The organism is Embleya sp. NPDC127516 (genome assembly GCF_044765325.1).
In the GTDB taxonomy this organism is placed as follows: Bacteria; Actinomycetota; Actinomycetes; order Streptomycetales; family Streptomycetaceae; genus Embleya.
Genome location: NZ_JBIWJT010000010.1, coordinates 1 through 19405, shown reverse-complemented (window position 1 = coordinate 19405; position 19405 = coordinate 1). Strand labels below are relative to the sequence as shown.

Genomic DNA, 19405 nt, shown 5'->3' with positions numbered 1-19405 from the left:
TCACAGCAGCGGCGAATACACCGCCCACGACGCGCACGGCAGCGGCGAATACACCGCCTACGGAGCCGAGACCTACCCGCAGGTGAGTCACCCGCCGGCCGAGCACGAGTCCGGCGGCTACGCGGCGGTATCCCCCTCGGGCGACTCCGGTGGCCACGCGGCGGTGTCCCCGCCGAGCGAGCCCGACCCGTACTCCCCCGACCCGAACCGCGGCGCGAGCGCCTACGACCCGGCCCTGGACCCTGCCCTCGGTCCGGCCCTGCCGGACGGCCGGACCACCGGGTCCGCCGCGACCGCCGGCCGGCCGAAAGCAGACGAGCCGAAGGCGTCCGAGGCATCCGAGGCGTCGGCCGGGCCGCGCGCGGCCGAGGCCCCCGACCCGGACACCGGCATGCGCCCTCCGCCGCCTCCACACGAGGGCGACATCATCAAGCTCGTCGGCGTCGGCAGCCTGATCTGGTTCGCGCTGTTCGTGGCCGCGTGGCTGATGCGCGACACGCTCGAGGACGACGGCCGGGGCTGGTGGCCGTGGTGCGCGCTGGCCGGCTCGGGCCTGGGCCTGTTCGGACTCTGGTACTGCCGTCGACTGCAGAGCGCGCGCGAGGACTGAGCCGGACGCCGCCCCGGCCCCACCCGGAGCCCGGCGACCACTCGGCGCCGTCCACTCTCACGAAAAGACGGATAGTCACAGAGCCAACAAAGCAAATCGAACAACCTCGGAACGCCGACCACGGCACGAATAGCCACAGAATCCGACATTCACCAACGTAACGTCGGTACATGATCGAAGCCCCCGCCGTCCTCCCCGGGCTGACCACCGCCGAGGTCGCCGAACGCGTCGCGGACGGCCGCGTCAACGACGTCCCGACCCGGTCGAGCCGCAGCGCCTCGGCGATCGTCCGGGGCAACGTCCTCACCAGGTTCAACGCGATCATCGGCACCCTGTTCGTGGTGATCCTGATCGTCGGCCCGATCCAGGACGGCCTGTTCGGCCTGGTCATCGTCGCCAACACGGCGATCGGGATCATCCAGGAACTGCGCGCCAAGCGCACCCTGGACGCCCTGGCCGTGGTCGGCGAGGCCAAGCCGCGCGTACGCCGGGACGGGCACACCGCCGAACTGTCGGCACGCGAACTGGTCCTGGACGACGTGTGCGAACTGGGCGCGGGCGAACAGGTCCTGGTGGACGGCGTGGTGGTCGAGGCGGACGCGCTCGAACTCGACGAGTCGCTGCTCACCGGCGAGACCGACCCGGTCCACAAGAAGGTCGGCGACCAGGTGATGTCGGGCAGCTTCGTGGCCGCCGGCAACGGCGCCTTCCGGGCCGGCAAGGTCGGCCGCGACGCGTACGCGGCCCGGCTCGCCGAGGAGGCCGGGCGGTTCACCCTGGTCGACTCGGAGTTGCGCCGCGGGCTGGACCGGATCCTCACCTACGTGACCTGGTTGATGATCCCGGTGGGCATCCTGCTGATCATCAGCCAGTTGCGCACCGACGACGGCCTGCCCAACGCGCTGCGCGGCATGGTCGCGGGCCTGGTCACCATGGTCCCCGAGGGCCTGATGCTGCTCACCTCGGTCGCGTTCGCGGTCGGTGTGGTGCGTCTGGGGCGCAAGCAGTGCCTGGTCCAGGAGTTGCCCGCGATCGAGGGTCTGGCCCGGGTCGACGTGGTCTGCCTGGACAAGACCGGAACGCTCACCGAGGGCGGGATGGACGTGGCCGAGGTCCGCCCGCTCGACGACACGCTCCCGATCGACGCGGCCCTGGGGGCGCTGGGCGGCTCCGATCCGCGGCCGAACGCGAGTCTCCAGGCGATCGTGGACGCCTACCCCGCGCCGCCGGATTGGCCGGTCACCGACGTCGCCGCGTTCTCCTCGGCCCGCAAGTGGAGCGGCGCGAGCTTCGCGGACCACGGCACGTGGCTGCTCGGCGCGCCCGACGTACTGCTTGCCGAGGGCCACCCGGTGCTCGTACAGGTGGACGAACTGGGCGCGCGGGGGCTGCGGGTGCTCCTGCTGGCAACCGCGGACGCCTTGTCCGACGAGGCCGGCGGCCGGGCTCGGCCCGCCGCGCTGGTAGTGCTGCGGCAGCGGCTGCGCTCGGACGCCGCCGCGACGCTGCGCTACTTCGCGGGTCAGGACGTGGCGACCAAGGTGATCTCCGGCGACAACGCGCTCTCGGTCGGCGCGGTGGCCGCCGAGTTGGGCCTCGCGGGCGCCGAACACGCGGTGGACGCCCGCCGATTGCCCGAGGACCGGGCCGAACTCGGGCAGGCACTCGAGGACAACACCGTGTTCGGCCGGGTCACCCCGCAGCAGAAGCGGGCGATGGTCGCGGCCCTCCAGGCGCGCGGTCACACGGTCGCGATGACCGGCGACGGCGTCAACGACGTGCTCGCGCTCAAGGACGCCGACATCGGCGTCGCGATGGGCGCGGGCAGTGGCGCGAGCCGCGCGGTCGCGCAGATCGTGCTCCTGGACAACAGCTTCGCCACACTGCCCTCGGTGGTGGCCGAGGGCCGCCGGGTGATCGGCAACATCGAGCGGGTCGCGAACCTGTTCCTGGTCAAGACCGTGTACGCGCTGCTGCTGTCCCTGCTCACCGGCGTCGCGAGCGTGGTCTTCCCGTTCCTGCCCCGCCATCTGACCCTGATCGGCTCGCTCACCATCGGCGTACCGGCCTTCTTCCTCGCCCTGGCCCCGAACGCCGAGCGGGCCCGACCGGGCTTCGTGCCGCGCGTGTTGCGCTTCGCGATCCCCGGCGGCGTGGTCGCCGCGGCGGCCACGTTCCTGACCTACTGGCTGGCCCGCCTCAACCACGGCTCGAGTCTCGACCAGGACCGCACCAGCGCGGTGATCACCCTGTTCCTGGTCGCGATCTGGATCCTGGCGATCGTCGCCCGCCCGTACACGTGGTGGCGGATCGCGCTGATCGCGGCGATGGGGGCGGCCTTCCTGATCGCGCTCTACGTCCCGTTCGTGGCCGACTTCTTCGCGCTGTATCCGCAGGACCAGGGCAACAACGGCACGGCGGTGGGCATCGCGCTGATCGGCGCGGCCCTGCTCGAACTGGGCTGGCGCGTCTCCGGCTGGGTGCGGCGCCAACATGCCTAGGCGTGTCCGCGAGCCGCCGTCGGGCGATCGAGGAAACGCTCCGGGCCGCCCGGCGGTGAGGCCGGGCGTCCCGGAATGGTCGGGTCGCCCTCACACCCCGTCGAAGTCGCGTTCCGTGGCGAAGTGCGCGGCGTTCTCCGGGTGGGTGAGCAGTTGTTCCACCTCGAAGCGGCGGTGCCACTCCCCCGCCGCCCAGGCCAGGCCGCGGGCGACACCCTCGAACGTGGTGGCGTGCACCTGACCGTCGACGTAGCGCCAGTCCGCGTCGAGTTCGCTCTCGTTCGGGCCGGAGACGACCAGTTCCTCGTGCTCGAAGTACTCCTTGGGCGCGTCCGGCATCGCGGCCAGCACATCGTCGGGCACCTCGTGCCGGGTGCCCTCGGAGAGCACCTTGCCCGGGATCGTCTCGGACAGCAGCGGTACGTCGAGCAGGTCGGCCAGCGCCTCCGCGCGGTCCGGGCGGACCGGGAGCACCACGTGCGTGGCGTCGTCGGCGACCAGCGCCGCCAGGTCCGGCGCGTCGCCCACCAGTGCGTCCGCCACGTCGGCGACGGTCATCCGGCCGCCCGAGACGCCGCGCAGCTCGGTCGGCGCGGACAGCCGCTCCGGCGCGACGTCGGCGAGCGCGGTGTACAGCGCGCGAAGCTGATCGCGGGTCACGGGCCGCTCCGGGTCCGCCAGGCGCTCCAGGAGTTCGTCCGGGCCGTCCGGGTCGGTCAGCAGCGCCACAAGCGTCGTACGCACCCCCAGGGCGGTCAGGAAGACCGGGTCCAGGCTCGCCCGGACCTCGTCGTAGAGCCCGTGCAGCAGCCGATCCCCGTCGGCAGCGAGCAGACCCGCCGGACGCCGGCCGTCCAGCACCGGATGCCCGCGCAGCCACCACGCCGTGTACGAGGGCACCCGGGCCGTACCGCCGTCCGGCAACAGCACGTGCGCCGGCTCCGTCACCGCGGTGCGCAGCGGCGGCGTGGCGATCACCTCCAGCGCCTCGTCCCACGCGTCGTCGGCGACCAGGTCCAGATCGCGCACCGCGACGAAGGACGCCAGCACCGGCGGCACCCCCTGGTCCGGCATGTGGTCGAGCACGTCGTCGAGCCAGTCGTCCTCGGCGTCCAGGTCGTGGTCGCAGCCGTCGTGGTCGAGCACCACGTCGTCCTCCTGGACCAGGCCGAACGTGCCGAGCACGCCGACCGCCTCCAGCACGTCCTCGCCCCAGCGCTCGACCAGGTCCGGGTAGACGATGCCGAGCGCGTCCGGCTCGACCACCGCGGCGATCCGGCTGCCGGGCAACATCAGTTCGCCGGCCGGGACCGCGTCGCCGTCCACGTCCGGCAACAGCAGCGCGGACAACCACGGTTCGTCGCCGGGGCCGATCCGGGCGGCCCGGACCAGTTCCAGGATCGCGTCGGCGATGTCGTCGCCGTCCTCGCTCTCGGTCACCGCCGCGCGCACCGCGGGGTCGGCGAGCACCGCGCGCGGGGTGGCCCGGATCGCGCCGAGCCGCTCCAGCAGCGGGTGGGTCGCCTCGGGGTGCGCGACCCGCAGCCGGAGCACGTCCAACGCGGCCAGGTCCGGGCTGTCCGGGCAGGGCAGCAGGATCCCGCGCGGCCCGCGCACCACCCGCCCGTCCGCGAGCGGCACCGGCAGCGCGCCCAGCGCGTCCCGTGCGGCCGGGTCGAACGCGTCGTAGAGGTCGCGCCACCAGGCCGGCTCCCGGTCCATGCCGGCCAACTGGTCGACCACCTCGGCCAGCGGCAACCGGCGCACCCCCAGCACCCGCAGCGCCGCGCTGCGGTCCAGACCCGCGGGCAGCAACCCGGCCACCACCGGCGCCAGCGCGTCGACCAGGCCCGGGCCGGCGGTCTCGATCAGCACCGCGTCGCGTGGGCGCAGCAGGTCGCGGTCGCGCGCGGCGGTGCCGCGGTCGAGCAGCAGCGCGTCCGGGTCGTCCGGCTCGGCCTCGGAGGCGGGCGCGGCGGCGGGCAGGAACGCGGTGTCGGCGAGCCGGGTCAACACCCGGTGCCGCAGCAGCCCGTCCAGTTCGCCCTCGGCGGTCGGCCCGGGCACCAGGCTCAGGATGCCGGTGGTGGAGGTCGGCCAGGTGCCCAGCAGGGTGGCGTAGGTCTCCGCGGCCCGCTCGATCAGGAAGTCGCGCAGCGGGCCGGGCGCGGTGTGCCGGCGGGTCGGGTCCAGCGGGAAGGACGCGACGAGCAGCGCGGGCAGCCCCAGCGGCTCGTCCGTGGGCGTGGGGGCGTGCACCACGGGCCGCACGCCCGGTCGGCGCGGCTGATCGGCGGCGTCCAGCGGCACGGCCCACAGCACCGACCACGCGGCCCGGCGGCGCTCCTCGGTGGGCCGGTCGGCGAGCAGTTCGGGTTCGAGCGCGCCGCCGTCCTCGGCGACCCGCCAGCGGGTCTCCACGCCGTCGTCGCCGACCACGAGCGCGCCGCCGTCGGCGCGGCTGGTCAGCGTGCGCACGCCGTCCGGAGTCTCGATCACGATCTCGCCGATGCGGCGCAGCGTCAGCAACAGCGCGTCGTCGATCTCGGCGAGCAGCCGCGCGGTCAGGTCCACCGCGGCGCCGTCGCGCAGCGGCAGTACGACGCAGGTGTCGTAGCCCTCGGGCGGGGTGCCCTCGGCCGGCATCGGCAGCCGCAGGACCGGCACGCCACCGTCGCGGCGGGCCAGTTCGTCGGTCAATCCGGCGTTGGCCCGGGCCCGTTCGGCGACCAGGTCGCGGGCCTCCTGCAGGGACCAGCGCACGCCGCCGGTGCGCGAGAGCACGCACGGCTCGTCGCTGACCGCGAGCACCGCGGCGAAGCCGACGCCGAACCGGCCGACCGCCTCGGGTCCGTCGTCGCGCTTGGCCGAGGCGCGCAGTGTGGACAGCGCCTCGACCCCCTGCGCGTGCAGCGGATCGCCGGTGTTGGCCGCGACCAGGACGCCGTCGCGCAGGGTCAGCCGCAGCCGCCCCGGCACGTTCGCCCGAGCCGCGGCGTCGGCGGCGTTCTGCGCCAGTTCGACCACCAGGCGGTCGCGATAGCCGCCGAGGGCGAGTTCCTCCTCGGCGTTCGCGTCCTCCCGAAAACGCGCGGGCGACGCGACCCACGCGTCCAGTACGGCTCGCCGAAGCGAAGCGGTGCCAAAGCGGTCCTCGATGCCCATGCCGTGCGCCGTCCCTCGTTCGCGGATGTGGCCGGAACCCTATTGCGTTTCCGGGCACGCGGCTTCCCGGCGATCCCACGGTGCGGACGGCGGTGGATCAAGTCACACAAAATACACACATTCGACCGGCCGCAAACCCCTGGCGAGAGCGGAGCGTTCGGATGTAGACACAACGGGTGGGGAAACCCCACTCGGCTACGGAAGGGGAGAAACGTGGCTACCTACCGCACACAGATCCAATGGGGCGGCGCGGACGCGGCCTGGCACGACGACGCGGACCTCGCGATCGTCGTGCAGAGTCGCAACGCCGTGGTGCCGGACAAGGCCCGCCCCGCGACGGGCACCCAGCTCTCCTGGTCCGGCCCGCAGGGCAACGCGACCATCACCTTCTTCGACGACGGCGCGCGTTTCCAGGGCTCCGCGCAGTTCCCGGGCGAGGGCCCGGTCGGCTTCCGGGGCCAGGCACGCTAGACCCGGACCCGAAACGACCCGAAGCCGCCACCGGATCGGTGGCGGCTTCGGCCGGTCGGGCGGGTCGGGTGATTCGGACGGGTCGACGAAGTCGGGCGTGTCGCCCGACGTCGTGGGCACGTGTGCGTGATCGATCAGGAGTGGCCCAGTTGGTCCTCGCCGGGCTGCAAGGTGTCCTCGTCCACCGAGCTCTCGACCGGGCGGATCCGCACGGTCTCGATCCGGTACTCGTCCAGGGACAGTTCGGCGGCGGGCGTCGCGGCGGGCATGACCGCCGCTTCCGAATGACCACCGCAGCCGTAGGCGAGCGAGACCATCCGGCCGTCGGCGGGCGAGTACTCGTTGGCGCACACTCCGAACGCCTGCCCGAGCGGGCCGCCGACCTTGACCAGGAATCCACAACTCGTGCAGTGCGCCGGGGCGGCCTGGGCCATCGGCGTGGCTCGGCCGAAGTGCTCGTCCCAGCGGTCTGCGGCCAGGTCGCGGCCGACCGGCGACAGGACGCGCACGCGCCCTTGTCCCAGTTCGTACGCGACCGCCTTGGGACCGAGCGCGATCGGCTCGGTCAATTCCTCCTCTGTCTCGTCCGCTCCGGTGTAACCGAATTCGAGACGGGGGTCGTCGGCGTCGGTGGGCAACAGGTCGCCCACGCCGAGGTCGCCGGGACGAAGGCGCTCGTTCCACGGCACCCAGGCAGGCGCGAGCAGCGCCTCGGGTCCCGGGACGAGGACGGTTTCGTCCACGGTCACCAGCTTGGCGCGGGGCGCACGGGCAACGGTCACCGCCCAGCGCCAGCCGTGATAGGCGGACTCGCGGCACGCGAACAGGTGGGTGACCAGGCGATCACCATCCACCTGAACACCCAGATGCTCGCCGACGGAGTCCTGACCTGCGGCTTCCTCGGCGGCAGCGAAGGCAAGATCAACCGCCTCGGCGCAGAGGCGGTCCGGGGTTCGACTACGGGTCGCGGCACTCACGAGAGTGATTCTCTCTCACGCGTCGAAGGTCTCCACCGCCGATACCCTCAAAACACGTCCGATTCCCGAACGGGCGCGCGGAGCGAGCCCTTCCTGGCGTGTCGCGACCGCATCAACCGAGGGAGCGAGGGCAGGATCCCGGCGTGGCAGCCTCCAAGACCACCACCGCATCACGGCGCACCATTCGTGCGCCTGGCTCGACCCGTGGGTCGTACGCCAAGAACCGAGGTCCGGCGCGTCGCGCGCTGGGCTGGTTCGGCGGACTCTTCACCGGCGGCTTCGGCAAACTACGCGGCGCGGCCCGGGCCAAGGGGGCCGGTGAAAGCGGCCTCGCCAAGCTGATCGAGCTGCATCTGATCAACAACGCGGGCGACGCGCTGGTGACCATGGCCCTGGCCACGACCGTGTTCTTCTCGGTGCCCACCGGCGAGGCGCGCGACCGGGTCGCGATGTACCTGCTGATCACTCTCGCGCCGTTCGCGCTGCTGGCCCCGGTGCTGGGTCCGATCCTGGACCGGATGCGCCGCGGTCGCCGCGTCGCGATGGCGGTGGCGATGCTGGTCCGGGTGGGGCTGTGCTGGCTGATGGCCGGCTCGGTGAACAACGGTGGGCTCGAGTTGTATCCGGCCGCGTTCGGCGTCCTGGTCTCCTCGAAGGTGTACGGGGTCAGCCGCAGCGCGGTGGTGCCCCGGCTGCAACCGCGTTCGGTCTCGCTGGTCAAGGCGAACTCGCGGATCACCATGTTCGGCCTGATCGGCACCATGGGCGCGGCACCCGTCGCGGGCGGCCTCAAGTACGCGTTCGGCACACCCGGGATCCTGTACGGCGCGTGTGTCGTGTTCACCTTCGGCGCGATCCTGGCACTCACCCTGCCCGCCAAGGTCGACTCGGCCGAGGGCGAGGACCGGGCCTCCTTCACCGCCGAGGCGCCCGGCGTCGAGCACAAGCGCAAGGTGTCGCTGACCAAGTTGCGGGCGGGGCGGGACGGGGGCACGACCGAGACGGTGCCCGAGTCCGGGATCGAGGAGTCGCTCGAGGGGTCGGTCGAGGGCGGGCCGGGTGTGCGCGGCGAGCGCGAGAGCGGCCGCAAGCCGGTCCGGGTCAAGACCTCGCGACGGCTGCGCAGCGTGGGCCCGTCCGTGGTCCAGGCACTGTGGGCGAACGCGGCGATGCGCGGCTTCTCCGGTTTCCTGATCATGTTCCTCGGCTTCCTGATGCGACAGCACCCGGTGGCCGACCTGTCCGCGACCCAGGCCACCATCGCGGTGGTGGTCGCCGCCGCCGTCGGCAACGCGGTCGGCACCGCGCTCGGGGCCTGGCTCAAGTCCCGTGCACCGGAGGCGATCATCGTCGGCGTACTGCTGATGTCCGCGTCCTGCGCGGCCTGGGCGGCGGTGATGTACAGCCTGGTCACCGTGCTCTCGGTGGCGGCCGTGGCCGGTCTCGCGCAGGCACTGGGCAAGCTCTCGCTGGACGCGATGATCCAGCGCGACATCCCCGAGGAGGTGCGCACGTCGGCCTTCGCCCGGACCGAGACCGCTCTCCAGGTGGCGTGGGTGATCGGCGGCGGCATCGGCATCGCGCTGCCCCTGAACGGCACGCTGGGGATGAGCGTGGCGGCCGGCGTGCTCACGCTGGCGCTGGTGGTCGTGGGCCGCAAACTGACGACTCGCCGGGCGCGTCGCAAGCGGTCCCCCGGCATCCGGCTGCGGGCCGCCCGGTAATCTTCCGATCATGAAGACTCGCCGCCCTGCCGCGCTCGCCGGCGCCGCCGTCCTGGGCGCGCTCGCCCTGACGGGTTGCAACATCGACAAGCCCACCCCGTTGGTGACCCTGGTCAGCGGGACCACGTCGGTTCACTCCGAGGCCGAGTGCTACAAGGAGAACGGCACGCTCGCGGAGACGAAGGTCGAGGGCTGCCTGAACGAGACCAAGGTCAAGAAGATCTCGGTCTCCGAGGGCGGCGCCTTCTCGGTCGGCGTGGACCAGAAGATCGCCGACGCCGGTTGGCTGCTCCTGGTGAACGGCAAGCAGCAGTCGTCCACCCCGATCAAGTCCACGTACTTCTCGGGCCTTCGGCTGAACTACGGCGCGCCGGAGAAGGACAGCGAGCCGCTGATCGTGCAGGTCGTGCAGCCGGACGGCAAGCAGGGTTACCGCGGCATCTGGGCCTTCAAGGTCGAGAAGAAGTAGCCCTTGCCCATCCTGGTGATCACCGCGGTGGCCGCCGAGCGCGACGCCGTGCTCGGCGGTTCGCGTTCGTGGCGGATACCCGGTCCCGACGTGCTCGCCGTCGGCGCGGGTCCGGCCGCCTCGGCCGCCGGAACCGCCGCGGCACTCGCCCGCGGCTCCTACGACCTGGTGATCAACGCCGGTATCGGGGGCGGCTTCGCGGGTGTCGCGCCGGTCGGCTCGACGGTGCTGGCCACCCGCGTGGTGGCGGCCGATCTGGGCGCGCAGACCGCCGACGGGTTCGTGCCGATCGAGGAACTGGGCTTCGGGACGAGCGCGTTCGAGGCCGACCCGGGTCTTCTCGCCCGCGTGGGCGACGCGTTGCGGGTGGCCGACATCCCGCTCGCCACCGGACCCGCGCTCACCGTGTCCACGGTCACCGGCACCGCCGCGCGTGCCGCCGAGCTGGCCGAGCGCCATCCGGGTGCCGCGGTCGAGGGCATGGAGGGCTTCGGAGTGGCCACCGCCGCCGCCGCGTTCGCCGTGCCGATGCTCGAACTGCGCACCGTCTCCAACGCCGTGGGTCCGCGCGACCGCGCGGCGTGGCGCATCCCCGACGCGCTGCGCGCACTCACCGCGGCCTTCGCCGCGCTCGAAGGGAGCCCGACGCCATGACCCTGTCGCTGGCCTACTCGCCGTGCCCGAACGACACGTTCGTCTTCCACGCGTGGACGCACGGGCTGCTTCCGGACGCGCCGCCCGTGGACGTGCGCTACGCCGACATCGACATCACCAACGGCCTGGCCGAGCGCGGTGAACTGGACCTGCTCAAGGTGTCCTACGCCGCGCTGCCGTGGGTCCTGGACGAGTACGCGCTGCTGCCCTGCGGCGGCGCGCTCGGCCGGGGCTGCGGCCCGCTGGTGCTGAGCCTGGGCGCGAGCACGCCGGCGGCGCTGGCGGGCAAGGTGGTCGCGGTACCGAGCGAACGCTCCACCGCCTACCTGCTGTTCCGGCTGTGGGCGGCGGGCAACGTGCCCGGTGGGGTCGGCGAGATCCGGGTGTTGCCGTTCGCCGAGATCATGCCCGCGGTGCGCGACGGCGTCGTGGACGCGGGCCTGGTCATCCACGAGGCGCGCTTCACCTACGCGCGCTACGGCCTGACCTGCCTGGCCGACATGGGCGACTGGTGGGAGTCGGACACCGGCCTGCCGATCCCGCTCGGCGCGATCATCGCCAAGCGCTCGCTGGACCTGCCCGCGCTGGCCGCGGCGGCTCGCGCCTCGGTCGAACACGCGTGGGCAAACCCGGCCGCGTCGCGCGCCTACGTCCTGGAACACGCCCAGGAGATGGACCCGGCGGTCGCCGACCAACACATCGCCCTGTATGTCAACGAGTTCACCCGCGACCTGGGCGACGCCGGCCACGCCGCGGTCACCCACCTCCTCACTCGCGCCGCCGCCGAAAACCTGGTCCCCGCCATCCCGGCAAGCGCCCTCGCATTCCCCTAGACACCGGCCGCACCGGACGGGCTCTCGAGCCCGCCCGGCACAATCCAGCCCATCCGGCGCCCGATGACAACGCAGCCCTCGGCGAGACCAACCCGCGCCCGGGTACGCAACCCCATCAGCCGGTCGGGCGCTCGAGGACAACCCAGGTCTCGGCGGCACCAACGCCACACGGGAACCCAACCCACCCAGCCCGTCCGGCGCCTGAGGACAACCCAGGCTCGGCAAGACCAACGCCACACGGAAACACAACCCACTCAGCCCGTCCGGCGCCTGAGGACCAACTCAGCCCGTCCGGCGCTTGAGGACACCGCTCAGGCGGCCAGACCGAGCAACCCGCCGCATCGCGCAACAACGCGTCGGGTGAAACCCGTCACGTGTCCAACTCGTCGGCGACCGCCCGCAGGAGTTCGGCGACCTTCGTGGTCGCGCGCTTGTCGGGGTAGCGCCCGCGCTCGAGCGTCTTGTCGACGCCTTCGAGGACCTTGAGCAGGTCCTGGATGATCGAACTCATCTCGTCGGGCTTCTTGCGGCTCGCGGCGACGACGGAGGGGCGCGGGTCCAGGACGCGGAGCGAGAGGGCCTGTTCGCCCCGTCGCCCCTCGACGATGCCGAACTCGACCCGGGTGCCCGGCTTGAGCGTGTCCAGGCCCTGCGGCAGCGCCGACGCGTGCACGAACACGTCGCCCCCGTCGTCCCGGGACAAAAACCCGAAGCCCTTCTCGGTGTCGAACCACTTGACCTTGCCGGTGGGCACGGGAGACCTCGATCGTGTCGGGACGGCTTCGTCGGGACTTTTACGAGCATTTACCAGGCTGGGTGGGGCGCACACATCGAATCCGAGCAGGAACGCGTAGTGACCCCGTTCACTCGACCAGGCTAATGGTCGCGTTCTCGGCCGGACATGGGGATCCCGCCCCGGGCGCGTCCGGGGCGGAACGGGGCATCTACCCTGGGCGTGTGTACAACGCATCCGCAGGCCCCGGCGATCGGCTCGTCCGCATCGGCGCGGTGCTCTTCGCCATCGGAACGCTCGCCACGCTCGCCACCGTCACGCCGCTGCTGATCGGCGCCGACGCGCTGCCGACGGCGGTCTACCTGGTCAGCGCGCTGATGCCGGTCGGCTTCGCGCTGGCCGGCGCTGGGCTGTTCAAATCGGCCCGCAGCAGGCGTCGACCGGTGCCCAAGACCCTCTGACGCCGGTCCGCCCCGGCGCGCCCAGGGCGTGTCTCAGCGGTACGACTCCGGGTCCACCAGGAGTTCGTTCATCGCGCCCTCGCGGTAGCCGAGCGGATCCACCTCGACGCTCGCGAAGCCGGCCTCGCGCACCGCGGCCAGGGCCGGCGCGTGGCCGTCCACGACGGCGCTCAGCGGGCCGTCCACCTCGATCCGCGCGGACTGCCCCAGATCGCGCACCCGCAGGTTGCGGACCGCGATCCCGTCCCGGACCAGCACCGCGCGCAACGCGGTCTCCGCGCGTTCGACCCGGGCCAGCCGGGCCGGGGTGATCGCCACGCCATAGGCGACCCGGCTGGACAGACAGGCCGCGGCCGGCTTGTCCCAGGTCGGCAATCCCCAGGTCCGGCTGATCGCCCGCACCTGGGCCTTGGTCAGGCCCGCGTCGCACAGCGGGGTGACCGCGCCGGCCTCGGCCGCCGCGGCGATCCCGGGCCGAAAGCCCGCGCGCACGTCGTCCGCGTTGGTTCCGGTGGCCAGGTGGGCCATCCCCGCCGCGCGCGCCACCGGCCCGAGCACCGCCATCAACTCCGTCTTGCAGAACCGGCATCGATCGCCGCCGTTCGCGCGGTAGCCCTCGCGGGCCATCTCGTCGCTGGGCACCAGTTCGTGCCGCACCCCCAGTCGGGCCGCGAAGGCCCGCGCGGCGTCGCGTTCGGCGGCCGGCAGGCTCGACGACTCGGTGGTCAGCGCGAGCACGTGGTGGACGCCCAGCGTGCGCACCGCCGCGGCGAGCAGGAAGGCCGAGTCCGCGCCGCCGGAGAACGCCACCGCGACGCTGCCCAGTTCGCGCAGCCGCTCGCGCAGGTCCGCGAGCCGCAGGTCGGCGACGTGCCCGTCCAGCCACGCGGGAAACTCGGTCAGGTCGTCGAGCACGACGTCGGCCCCGGCGGCGCGCAGGTCCGCGGCGGAGATCGGGCCGGTGGCCACGCCGACCGCGATCGCGCCCGCCGCGCGCGCCCCGATCAGATCGCCGAGGTGGTCGCCCACGTACACGCTCGCCCCCGACGCGCGTAGTGCGCCGCCCTTCTGCTCGCCCCACAGGTCACCGACCAAGTGGTCCACGGCCAGGTCCAGATGGTCCAGGTGCAGGCGCGCGTTGGGCTCGTGCTTGCCGGTCACCACCATCGTGCGGCCGCCGTGTCGATGCACCGCGGCGAGCGCCTCACGGGCACCGGGCAGCACGTCCGTACCGGGCACGGCGTGTTGGGGGTAGATCTCGCGGTAGCGCGCGGCGACGGCGGTGATCTCGGCGGCCGGGAACCAGTTCGCGACCTCGGTCTCCAGTGGTGGCCCCAGTCGGGAGACGACCAGCGCGATGTCGATCGGGACGCCGGTCTCCTCGGCGAGCACGGACCACGCCGCCCCGATGCCGGGACGGGAATCGACGAGCGTCATGTCCAGGTCGAAACCAACTACGAGGGCATTCACCCGTTCAGCCTACGACGAGGCACGTTGCGTGCCGATGTCCGATTGCGTGCGTTGCCGTGAACAGGGCCATCCTTGATCGTTTCCGGTTCGTGGCGTCAAGGGCGCATTCGAGGCGAGAGCGCGACCGCCGGGGGCTCGCTCCCGGCGCACGCCATCCCCCACGCCGATCCGACCCGCGCCGGCCACGGCGATCGGGCCCTCGCCCCGACCCCGTCCCGGTCCCGGGTGTCGGCCGACCCCGATCCTCCGGGTCCGCCGCTCGGTCCACCCCTAGGGGACGGTCATCCGCGAGAGGTACCGAGGCGGGCGCCCTGGTGCTGACGCACCCGTTGTGTCGGTCCACGTAGCGTCGAGGACATGAGCACGATGACGCATCTCCCCGCCCCTCGACCACTGCGGATGCCGGCCCTGCGCGGCTCCTCCCCCGCCGAGATCGCCTTCCCCGAACTGGTGCGCGCCCGGCTGCGCCGGCCCGCCCACATCACCGCGACGATCGCGCGCGGCACATGGGTGTTCACCAGTACCGCCGTCCAGGTCACCCTGCTCGGTCGGCACGCCGTGCCGTGACCCCGCATGGTCCGGGGCCCCGTGGGCAGACGCCCGCTCAGGGCAGCCGAACCGACAATCGGGGGTGGATACGGTGGACACGCCCGGCGCGAAAACCGCGAAACGCACGGCCGCGAAACGCACCACCACCAAGCGCACGCCCACGAAACGCAAGGCCGCCGACGTCGCCGACCCGCGTCCCGCTCCCGCCCGCTCGCGCGGCGCCCGCGTGCTGCGCGGCATCGCAATCGGGCTCGGCGCACTGGCCCTGGTCGCGTTCGCGCTGGTGCTGGCCCGGGTGACGTTCACCCCGCAGCCCGATTCGCAGGACCTGGTCACCGGCAACACCGATCCAGGCGACTCGATTCGCTCCTACCTGGACCGCCCCGAAGTCCGGGACGCGGTCCGGCAGATCGGCGGCAACCTGGTGCTGTGCGCGCCGCTGGGCGTACTGCTCCCGGTGGTCACCGCCCGGCTGCGCGGCCCACTTCGGATCCTGCTCACCGTCGGCGCGCTGATGCTCGTCGTCGAGGCGGTCCAGGGGCTGTTCGTGGTCGGCCGGGCGTTCGACATCGACGACGTGATCCTGAACGCGACCGGCGCGTTCCTCGCCTACATATTCCTGGGCCGGCACCTGGCCGCCCGCGTCCACCCCCGCCGCACACCGTTTTGGCGGCGGGAGCGGACCGCGAAGACGCCCGAAGGGCGCCCGAGCCACTGATCGAACGTCCCCCGAACCGAACGCCCCGGCTACCTCTGCTTGTCCAGGTCGTCGGAGTCGACGATCCGGTACGCGTAACCCTGTTCCGCGAGGAAACGTTGCCGATGCGCCGCGAAGTCCTGGTCGATGGTGTCCCGCGCGACGACCGAGTAGAAGCGCGCACCCCGGCCGTCCGCCTTGGGTCGCAACACCCGCCCGAGTCGCTGGGCCTCCTCCTGCCGCGACCCGAACGAACCGGACACCTGGATGGCCACCGTCGCGTCCGGCAGGTCGATCGAGAAGTTCGCCACCTTGCTGACCACGAGCGCCTGCACCGCGCCGGTGCGGAACGCGTCGAACAACCGCTCGCGCTCCTTGTTGGTGGTCTCGCCCTTGATCACCGGCGCGTTCAACACCTCGCCCAACTCGTCGAGTTGGTCGATGTACTGGCCGATGACCAGGGTCTGTTCACCACGGTGCCGCTCGACCAGGTCCTTGACCACGCGCGTCTTGCTGGCGGTGGTCGCGCAGAAGCGATAGCGCTCCTCGGGCTCGGCGGTCGCGTAGGCCAGCCGTTCGGTCTCTGTCAATGTCACCCGAACCTCGACGCAGTCGGCCGGCGCGATGTATCCCTGGTTCTCGATCTCCTTCCACGGCGCGTCGTAGCGCTTGGGGCCGATCAGCGAGAACACGTCGCCCTCGCGGCCGTCCTCGCGTACCAGCGTCGCGGTCAGGCCCAGTCGACGCCGAGCCTGCAGGTCGGCGGTGAACCGGAAGATGGGGGCGGGCAACAGGTGGACCTCGTCGTACACGATCAGGCCCCAGTCCCTGGAGTCGAACAGCTCCAGGTGCGGGTAGACGCCCTTTCGGCGCGTGGTCACCACCTGGTAGGTCGCGATGGTGACCGGCCGGATCTCCTTGCGGGTACCGCTGTACTCGCCGATCTCGTCCTCGGTCAGCGACGTGCGCTTGACCAACTCGGACTTCCACTGGCGGGCCGAGACCGTATTGGTGACCAGGATCAGCGTGGTCGCCTTCGCGGTCGCCATCGCCGCCGCGCCCACCAGCGTCTTGCCCGCGCCACACGGCAGCACGACCACACCCGAGCCGCCGTGCCAGAAGCCCTCGACCGCCTCCTGCTGGTACGGCCGCAACTGCCAGCCGTCCTCGGCCAGGTCGATCGTGTGCGCCTCGCCGTCCACGTAGCCCGCGAAGTCCTCGGCGGGCCAGCCGAGCTTGAGCAGCACCTGCTTGATCTGCCCGCGCTCGGAGGGGTGCACCACCACGGTGTCCGGGTCCACTCGGGTGCCGACCAGTGGAATCATCTTCTTGCTGCGCAGCACCTCCTCGAGCACCGCGCGGTCGGTGGTGGTCAGCACGAGGCCGTGGGTGGGGTGCTTGGACAGTTGGAGCCGGCCGTAGCGGCCCATCGTCTCCGCGACGTCCACGAGCAGCGCGTTGGGCACCGGGTAGCGCGAGTAGCGCAGCAGTACGTCCACGACCTGCTCGGCGTCGTGGCCGGCGGCGCGCGCGTTCCACAGGCCCAGCGGGGTCAGCCGATAGGTGTGCACGTGCTCCGGGGCGCGCTCGAGCTCGGCGAACGGCGCGATGGCCCGGCGGCAGTCGGCGGAGGCCTCGTGCCCGACCTCGAGGAGCAGGGTTTTGTCGGACTGGACGATCAGCGGGCCATCGGGCACGGGCCAACCTTTCCGCAAGGAGGAGGGGACGGGACCAACAAGTGTCAACCATCCGCTCGGCGGCCGTGTTCCGAAAACCGTTTGTCATCGGCGGGAGCAGGCATTAGGGACCGTACTGCCCAGGGAGGAGCGCCAGACCCATCCTTACGGAGGAACACACAAACCGGCCGGCCTACCTACCCTGGATACTTGATGGCGCAACAAACGTCGTCGGCCTCCGACGATCGGGTTCCCCGTCCCGATCGCACCGCCGCCGAGACCCCCGAGCACACCGGCGAACCCATGGGTCCCGCCGTGTCCACCCGTGCCCTGACCCGGGACTACGGCGGCGGCACCGGGATCTTCGGCATAGACCTGAAGGTGCCGCGCGGTTGCGTATACGGCCTGGTGGGACCCAACGGCGCGGGCAAGACCACGCTGTTGTCGATCATGGGCGGCACCCGGCGGGCGGATTCCGGCGAGGTGGTCTTCGGCGTCGATCGACGCCGCGTCGCGGTGTCCACGGACGTGCCCGAATTCGAGCCCTGGCTGACCGCGTCCGAGGTGGTCGAACTGGCCGGAAACCTCGTCGACCGTCGGCTGCCCCGGGAGAAGGTCAAGGTCGCCCTGCATCGCACCGGCCTGTCCGCGTGCGGCGACCGCAAGGCCGGCTCGCTCTCGCGCGGCATGACGCTGCGCCTGGGCCTGGCCGCCGCGCTGGTGGCCGACCCCGAACTGCTGATCCTGGACGAGCCCACCTCCGCGCTGGACCCGCGCGGTCGGGCGGACGTGCTCGACCTGGTGGCGAGCCTGCGCGAGCACACCACGGTCGTCTTCTCCAGCCACATCCTGGCCGACGTACAGCGGGTCTGCGATCACGTGGGCGTGGTGCGCGCGGGCCGGCTGCTCTACCAGGGGCCGACCGCCGAACTGGTGGACACGCACATGCGGCCGAGCTGGCTGGTCCGGGTGCGCGGTGGCGGCACCGACCTGTTGCGCGCGTTCGCCGCGGAGAGCTGGGTCGCGCGCGTGTCGTCGCTGCGGCCGGGGCTGTTCCGGGTGGAGGCACGGTCGCTGGAGGCCGGTGAGCGGCACCTCGCCGAGGTGCTCAGCCGCAGCACGGCCCGGTTGGTGTCGGTCGCGCCGGAGGAGTCGGACCTGGAGGCGGCATTCCTGTCCATCACCGGCGGTCCGCGATGACCCGATCCGGCGCCGTTCAGGCGCCCGCGTCGACGTCGGCCGGCCCGCCCGCGGTGGTGGCCGACGCGGCGCGGGTGCTCCCGCGCGGGCCGCGCCGACTGGGGCTGTGGCGCCTGGAGTGGCTGCGGCTGGTGCGCACCAAACGATTGTTGCTGCTCCTGGTCGCCTATCCGGGCGTGGGCCTGATCGGCCCGGTCTTCGCCAAGCACCGTGATCGCATCGTCGAGGCCCTGCACATCGACGCGGTGGCACCGGTGGGCGGGATGCGGGCGGACAGCGGGATGGCGGTGTACACCTACGCCGCCGGCCAGATCGGCATCCTGGTCGGCCTCGCGCTGATGGCGAGCGCGCTCGCGGTCGACCATCGACCGGGTCTGGCCGCGTTCCATCGCACCCGGGTGCGGCGACGTCGCGATCTGGTGGTGCCGCGGTACACGGTGACCACGGCGGCGGTCTCTTTGGCCTACCTGATGGGCAACCTGATCGCCTGGGCCCAGGTGCACTGGATGTTCGGCCCGCTGCCGGCGAAGGCCGTCTTCTACGGGTCCTTCTACGGGATCGTGGGCGTCGTGCTGGAGGTGAGCGTGGTCGCCGCGATGGCGGCGTTCCTGCGCCGTCCCGTGGCGATCTTCGGCGGGTCCCTGGTCGCGTTCGTGCTGATGCCGGTCGCGGCGCTGTGGCGCCCGTTGCAGCACTGGTTGCCGAGCCAGCTCTTCAACTGCCAGGTCGACCTGCTGCGCGGGCACACTCCCGGCGAGTACGTCGACAACCTGGTGGTCGCCGTGGTCCTGTCCGCGCTGAGCGTGTGGCTCGCGGTGTGGCGGATCGGGCGCCGGGAGATGTGAGTCGGGCGGTGCCGGGCGGTGCCGGGCGGCTGCGTCGACGGCTCGCGTGGGGGTGGGTCGCGTGGGGGTGGGTCGCGGGTGGGTGGGTCGTGGGTGGGTGGGTCGCGGGTGGGTGGGTCGTGGGCGGGTGGGTCGTGGGCGGGTGAGTCGTGGGCGGGTGAGTCGTGGGCGGGTGAGTCGTGGGCGGGTGAGTCGTGGGCGGGCCGGGGCGTGGGCGGGCCGGGGCGTGGGCGGGCCGGGGCGTGGCGGCGGCGTTGCTGTTTTTTGGGCGACTTCGTCGCCGGCTCGCGAGGCGCCGCTTTTTCTTTCCTCCGCTTCGCTCCTCCAAGAAAAAGCGGCGCCTCGCTCGGGACGGTGTGTCCCTCCGCTT

The 19405-nt window shown here is 72.3% G+C and carries 16 protein-coding genes and 2 pseudogenes; 12 read left to right on the top strand and 6 right to left on the bottom strand.

Annotated features, from left to right (window positions below; genetic code table 11):
* Both ACIRL2_RS20280 and ACIRL2_RS20275 read left to right on the top strand, forming a co-directional pair.
* The coding region (locus tag ACIRL2_RS20280) for a hypothetical protein (protein WP_402233805.1) at window positions 1-610 on the top strand (610 nt) is incomplete at its 5' end.
* Window positions 611-780: 170 nt separating this feature from the next.
* Window positions 781-3111, top strand: a complete 2331-nt coding sequence (locus ACIRL2_RS20275; RefSeq protein WP_402233803.1) for a cation-translocating P-type ATPase — start codon at window positions 781-783, stop codon at window positions 3109-3111.
* Window positions 3112-3201: 90 nt separating this feature from the next.
* Here ACIRL2_RS20275 and ACIRL2_RS20270 read toward each other — a convergent pair whose 3' ends face one another.
* Entirely contained in the window at window positions 3202-6276 is a 3075-nt protein-coding gene (locus ACIRL2_RS20270) for a sacsin N-terminal ATP-binding-like domain-containing protein (RefSeq protein WP_402233802.1), read from the bottom strand.
* 213 nt (window positions 6277-6489) lie between these two features.
* Here ACIRL2_RS20270 and ACIRL2_RS20265 point away from each other — a divergent pair, with 213 nt between their 5' ends.
* On the top strand, window positions 6490-6747 hold the full coding sequence (locus ACIRL2_RS20265) for a hypothetical protein (protein WP_395874625.1): 258 nt from the start codon (window positions 6490-6492) through the stop codon (window positions 6745-6747).
* Window positions 6748-6881: 134 nt separating this feature from the next.
* Here ACIRL2_RS20265 and ACIRL2_RS20260 read toward each other — a convergent pair whose 3' ends face one another.
* Entirely contained in the window at window positions 6882-7733 is an 852-nt protein-coding gene (locus tag ACIRL2_RS20260) for a DUF3027 domain-containing protein (RefSeq protein ID WP_395874637.1), read from the bottom strand.
* A 134-nt stretch (window positions 7734-7867) separates the two neighbouring features.
* On the opposite strand from ACIRL2_RS20260, the gene ACIRL2_RS20255 reads away from it, so the two are divergent.
* From ACIRL2_RS20255 to ACIRL2_RS20240, 4 genes are read left to right on the top strand one after another with little or no spacing between them, the layout of a single operon-like run.
* On the top strand, window positions 7868-9448 hold the full coding sequence (locus ACIRL2_RS20255; RefSeq protein ID WP_395874623.1) for an MFS transporter: 1581 nt from the start codon (window positions 7868-7870) through the stop codon (window positions 9446-9448).
* Window positions 9449-9458: 10 nt separating this feature from the next.
* A complete protein-coding gene (locus ACIRL2_RS20250; RefSeq protein WP_395874621.1) occupies window positions 9459-9917 on the top strand; it encodes a DUF2771 domain-containing protein in 459 nt (152 codons plus the stop codon).
* 3 nt (window positions 9918-9920) lie between these two features.
* A complete protein-coding gene (locus tag ACIRL2_RS20245) occupies window positions 9921-10571 on the top strand; it encodes a futalosine hydrolase (protein ID WP_395874619.1) in 651 nt (216 codons plus the stop codon).
* Window positions 10568-11404 carry a 1,4-dihydroxy-6-naphthoate synthase gene (locus tag ACIRL2_RS20240; protein WP_395874617.1) on the top strand — a complete coding sequence of 279 codons (837 nt, stop codon included), beginning with the start codon at window positions 10568-10570 and terminating at the stop codon, window positions 11402-11404. The genes ACIRL2_RS20245 and ACIRL2_RS20240 overlap by 4 nt, the downstream gene beginning before the upstream one ends.
* Before the next feature lie 370 nt (window positions 11405-11774).
* Here the strand turns inward: ACIRL2_RS20240 and ACIRL2_RS20235 are convergent, their stop codons facing one another.
* Window positions 11775-12158, bottom strand: coding sequence for a cold-shock protein (locus ACIRL2_RS20235; protein WP_020556830.1), 384 nt, complete (start codon window positions 12156-12158; stop codon window positions 11775-11777).
* Window positions 12159-12361: 203 nt separating this feature from the next.
* Here ACIRL2_RS20235 and ACIRL2_RS20230 point away from each other — a divergent pair, with 203 nt between their 5' ends.
* Window positions 12362-12598 (top strand): hypothetical protein, encoded by a 237-nt coding sequence (locus tag ACIRL2_RS20230; RefSeq protein WP_395874615.1) that lies wholly within the window; start codon window positions 12362-12364, stop codon window positions 12596-12598.
* A 33-nt stretch (window positions 12599-12631) separates the two neighbouring features.
* Here ACIRL2_RS20230 and ACIRL2_RS20225 read toward each other — a convergent pair.
* Together ACIRL2_RS20225 and ACIRL2_RS20220 are read right to left on the bottom strand one after the other, a co-directional pair.
* Window positions 12632-13393 (bottom strand): annotated as a pseudogene (locus tag ACIRL2_RS20225) (hydrolase); the annotation flags it as partial.
* A gap of 84 nt (window positions 13394-13477) precedes the next feature.
* A pseudogene (locus ACIRL2_RS20220) lies at window positions 13478-14035 on the bottom strand (HAD family hydrolase); the annotation flags it as partial.
* A 390-nt stretch (window positions 14036-14425) separates the two neighbouring features.
* Here ACIRL2_RS20220 and ACIRL2_RS20215 point away from each other — a divergent pair.
* On the top strand, window positions 14426-14635 hold the full coding sequence (locus ACIRL2_RS20215; RefSeq protein WP_395874613.1) for a hypothetical protein: 210 nt from the start codon (window positions 14426-14428) through the stop codon (window positions 14633-14635).
* A gap of 73 nt (window positions 14636-14708) precedes the next feature.
* Complete coding sequence (locus tag ACIRL2_RS20210; protein ID WP_395874611.1) at window positions 14709-15335, top strand: VanZ family protein; 627 nt, start codon at window positions 14709-14711, stop codon at window positions 15333-15335.
* Between the two features lie 29 nt (window positions 15336-15364).
* Here the strand turns inward: ACIRL2_RS20210 and ACIRL2_RS20205 are convergent, their stop codons facing one another.
* Window positions 15365-17011 (bottom strand): DNA repair helicase XPB, encoded by a 1647-nt coding sequence (locus ACIRL2_RS20205; protein ID WP_395874609.1) that lies wholly within the window; start codon window positions 17009-17011, stop codon window positions 15365-15367.
* Window positions 17012-17203: 192 nt separating this feature from the next.
* On the opposite strand from ACIRL2_RS20205, the gene ACIRL2_RS20200 reads away from it, so the two are divergent.
* A complete protein-coding gene (locus ACIRL2_RS20200) occupies window positions 17204-18190 on the top strand; it encodes an ABC transporter ATP-binding protein (protein ID WP_395874635.1) in 987 nt (328 codons plus the stop codon).
* Complete coding sequence (locus ACIRL2_RS20195; protein WP_395874608.1) at window positions 18187-19035, top strand: hypothetical protein; 849 nt, start codon at window positions 18187-18189, stop codon at window positions 19033-19035. Before ACIRL2_RS20200 ends, ACIRL2_RS20195 begins: the two co-directional genes overlap by 4 nt.
* Window positions 19036-19405 lie beyond the last annotated feature (370 nt).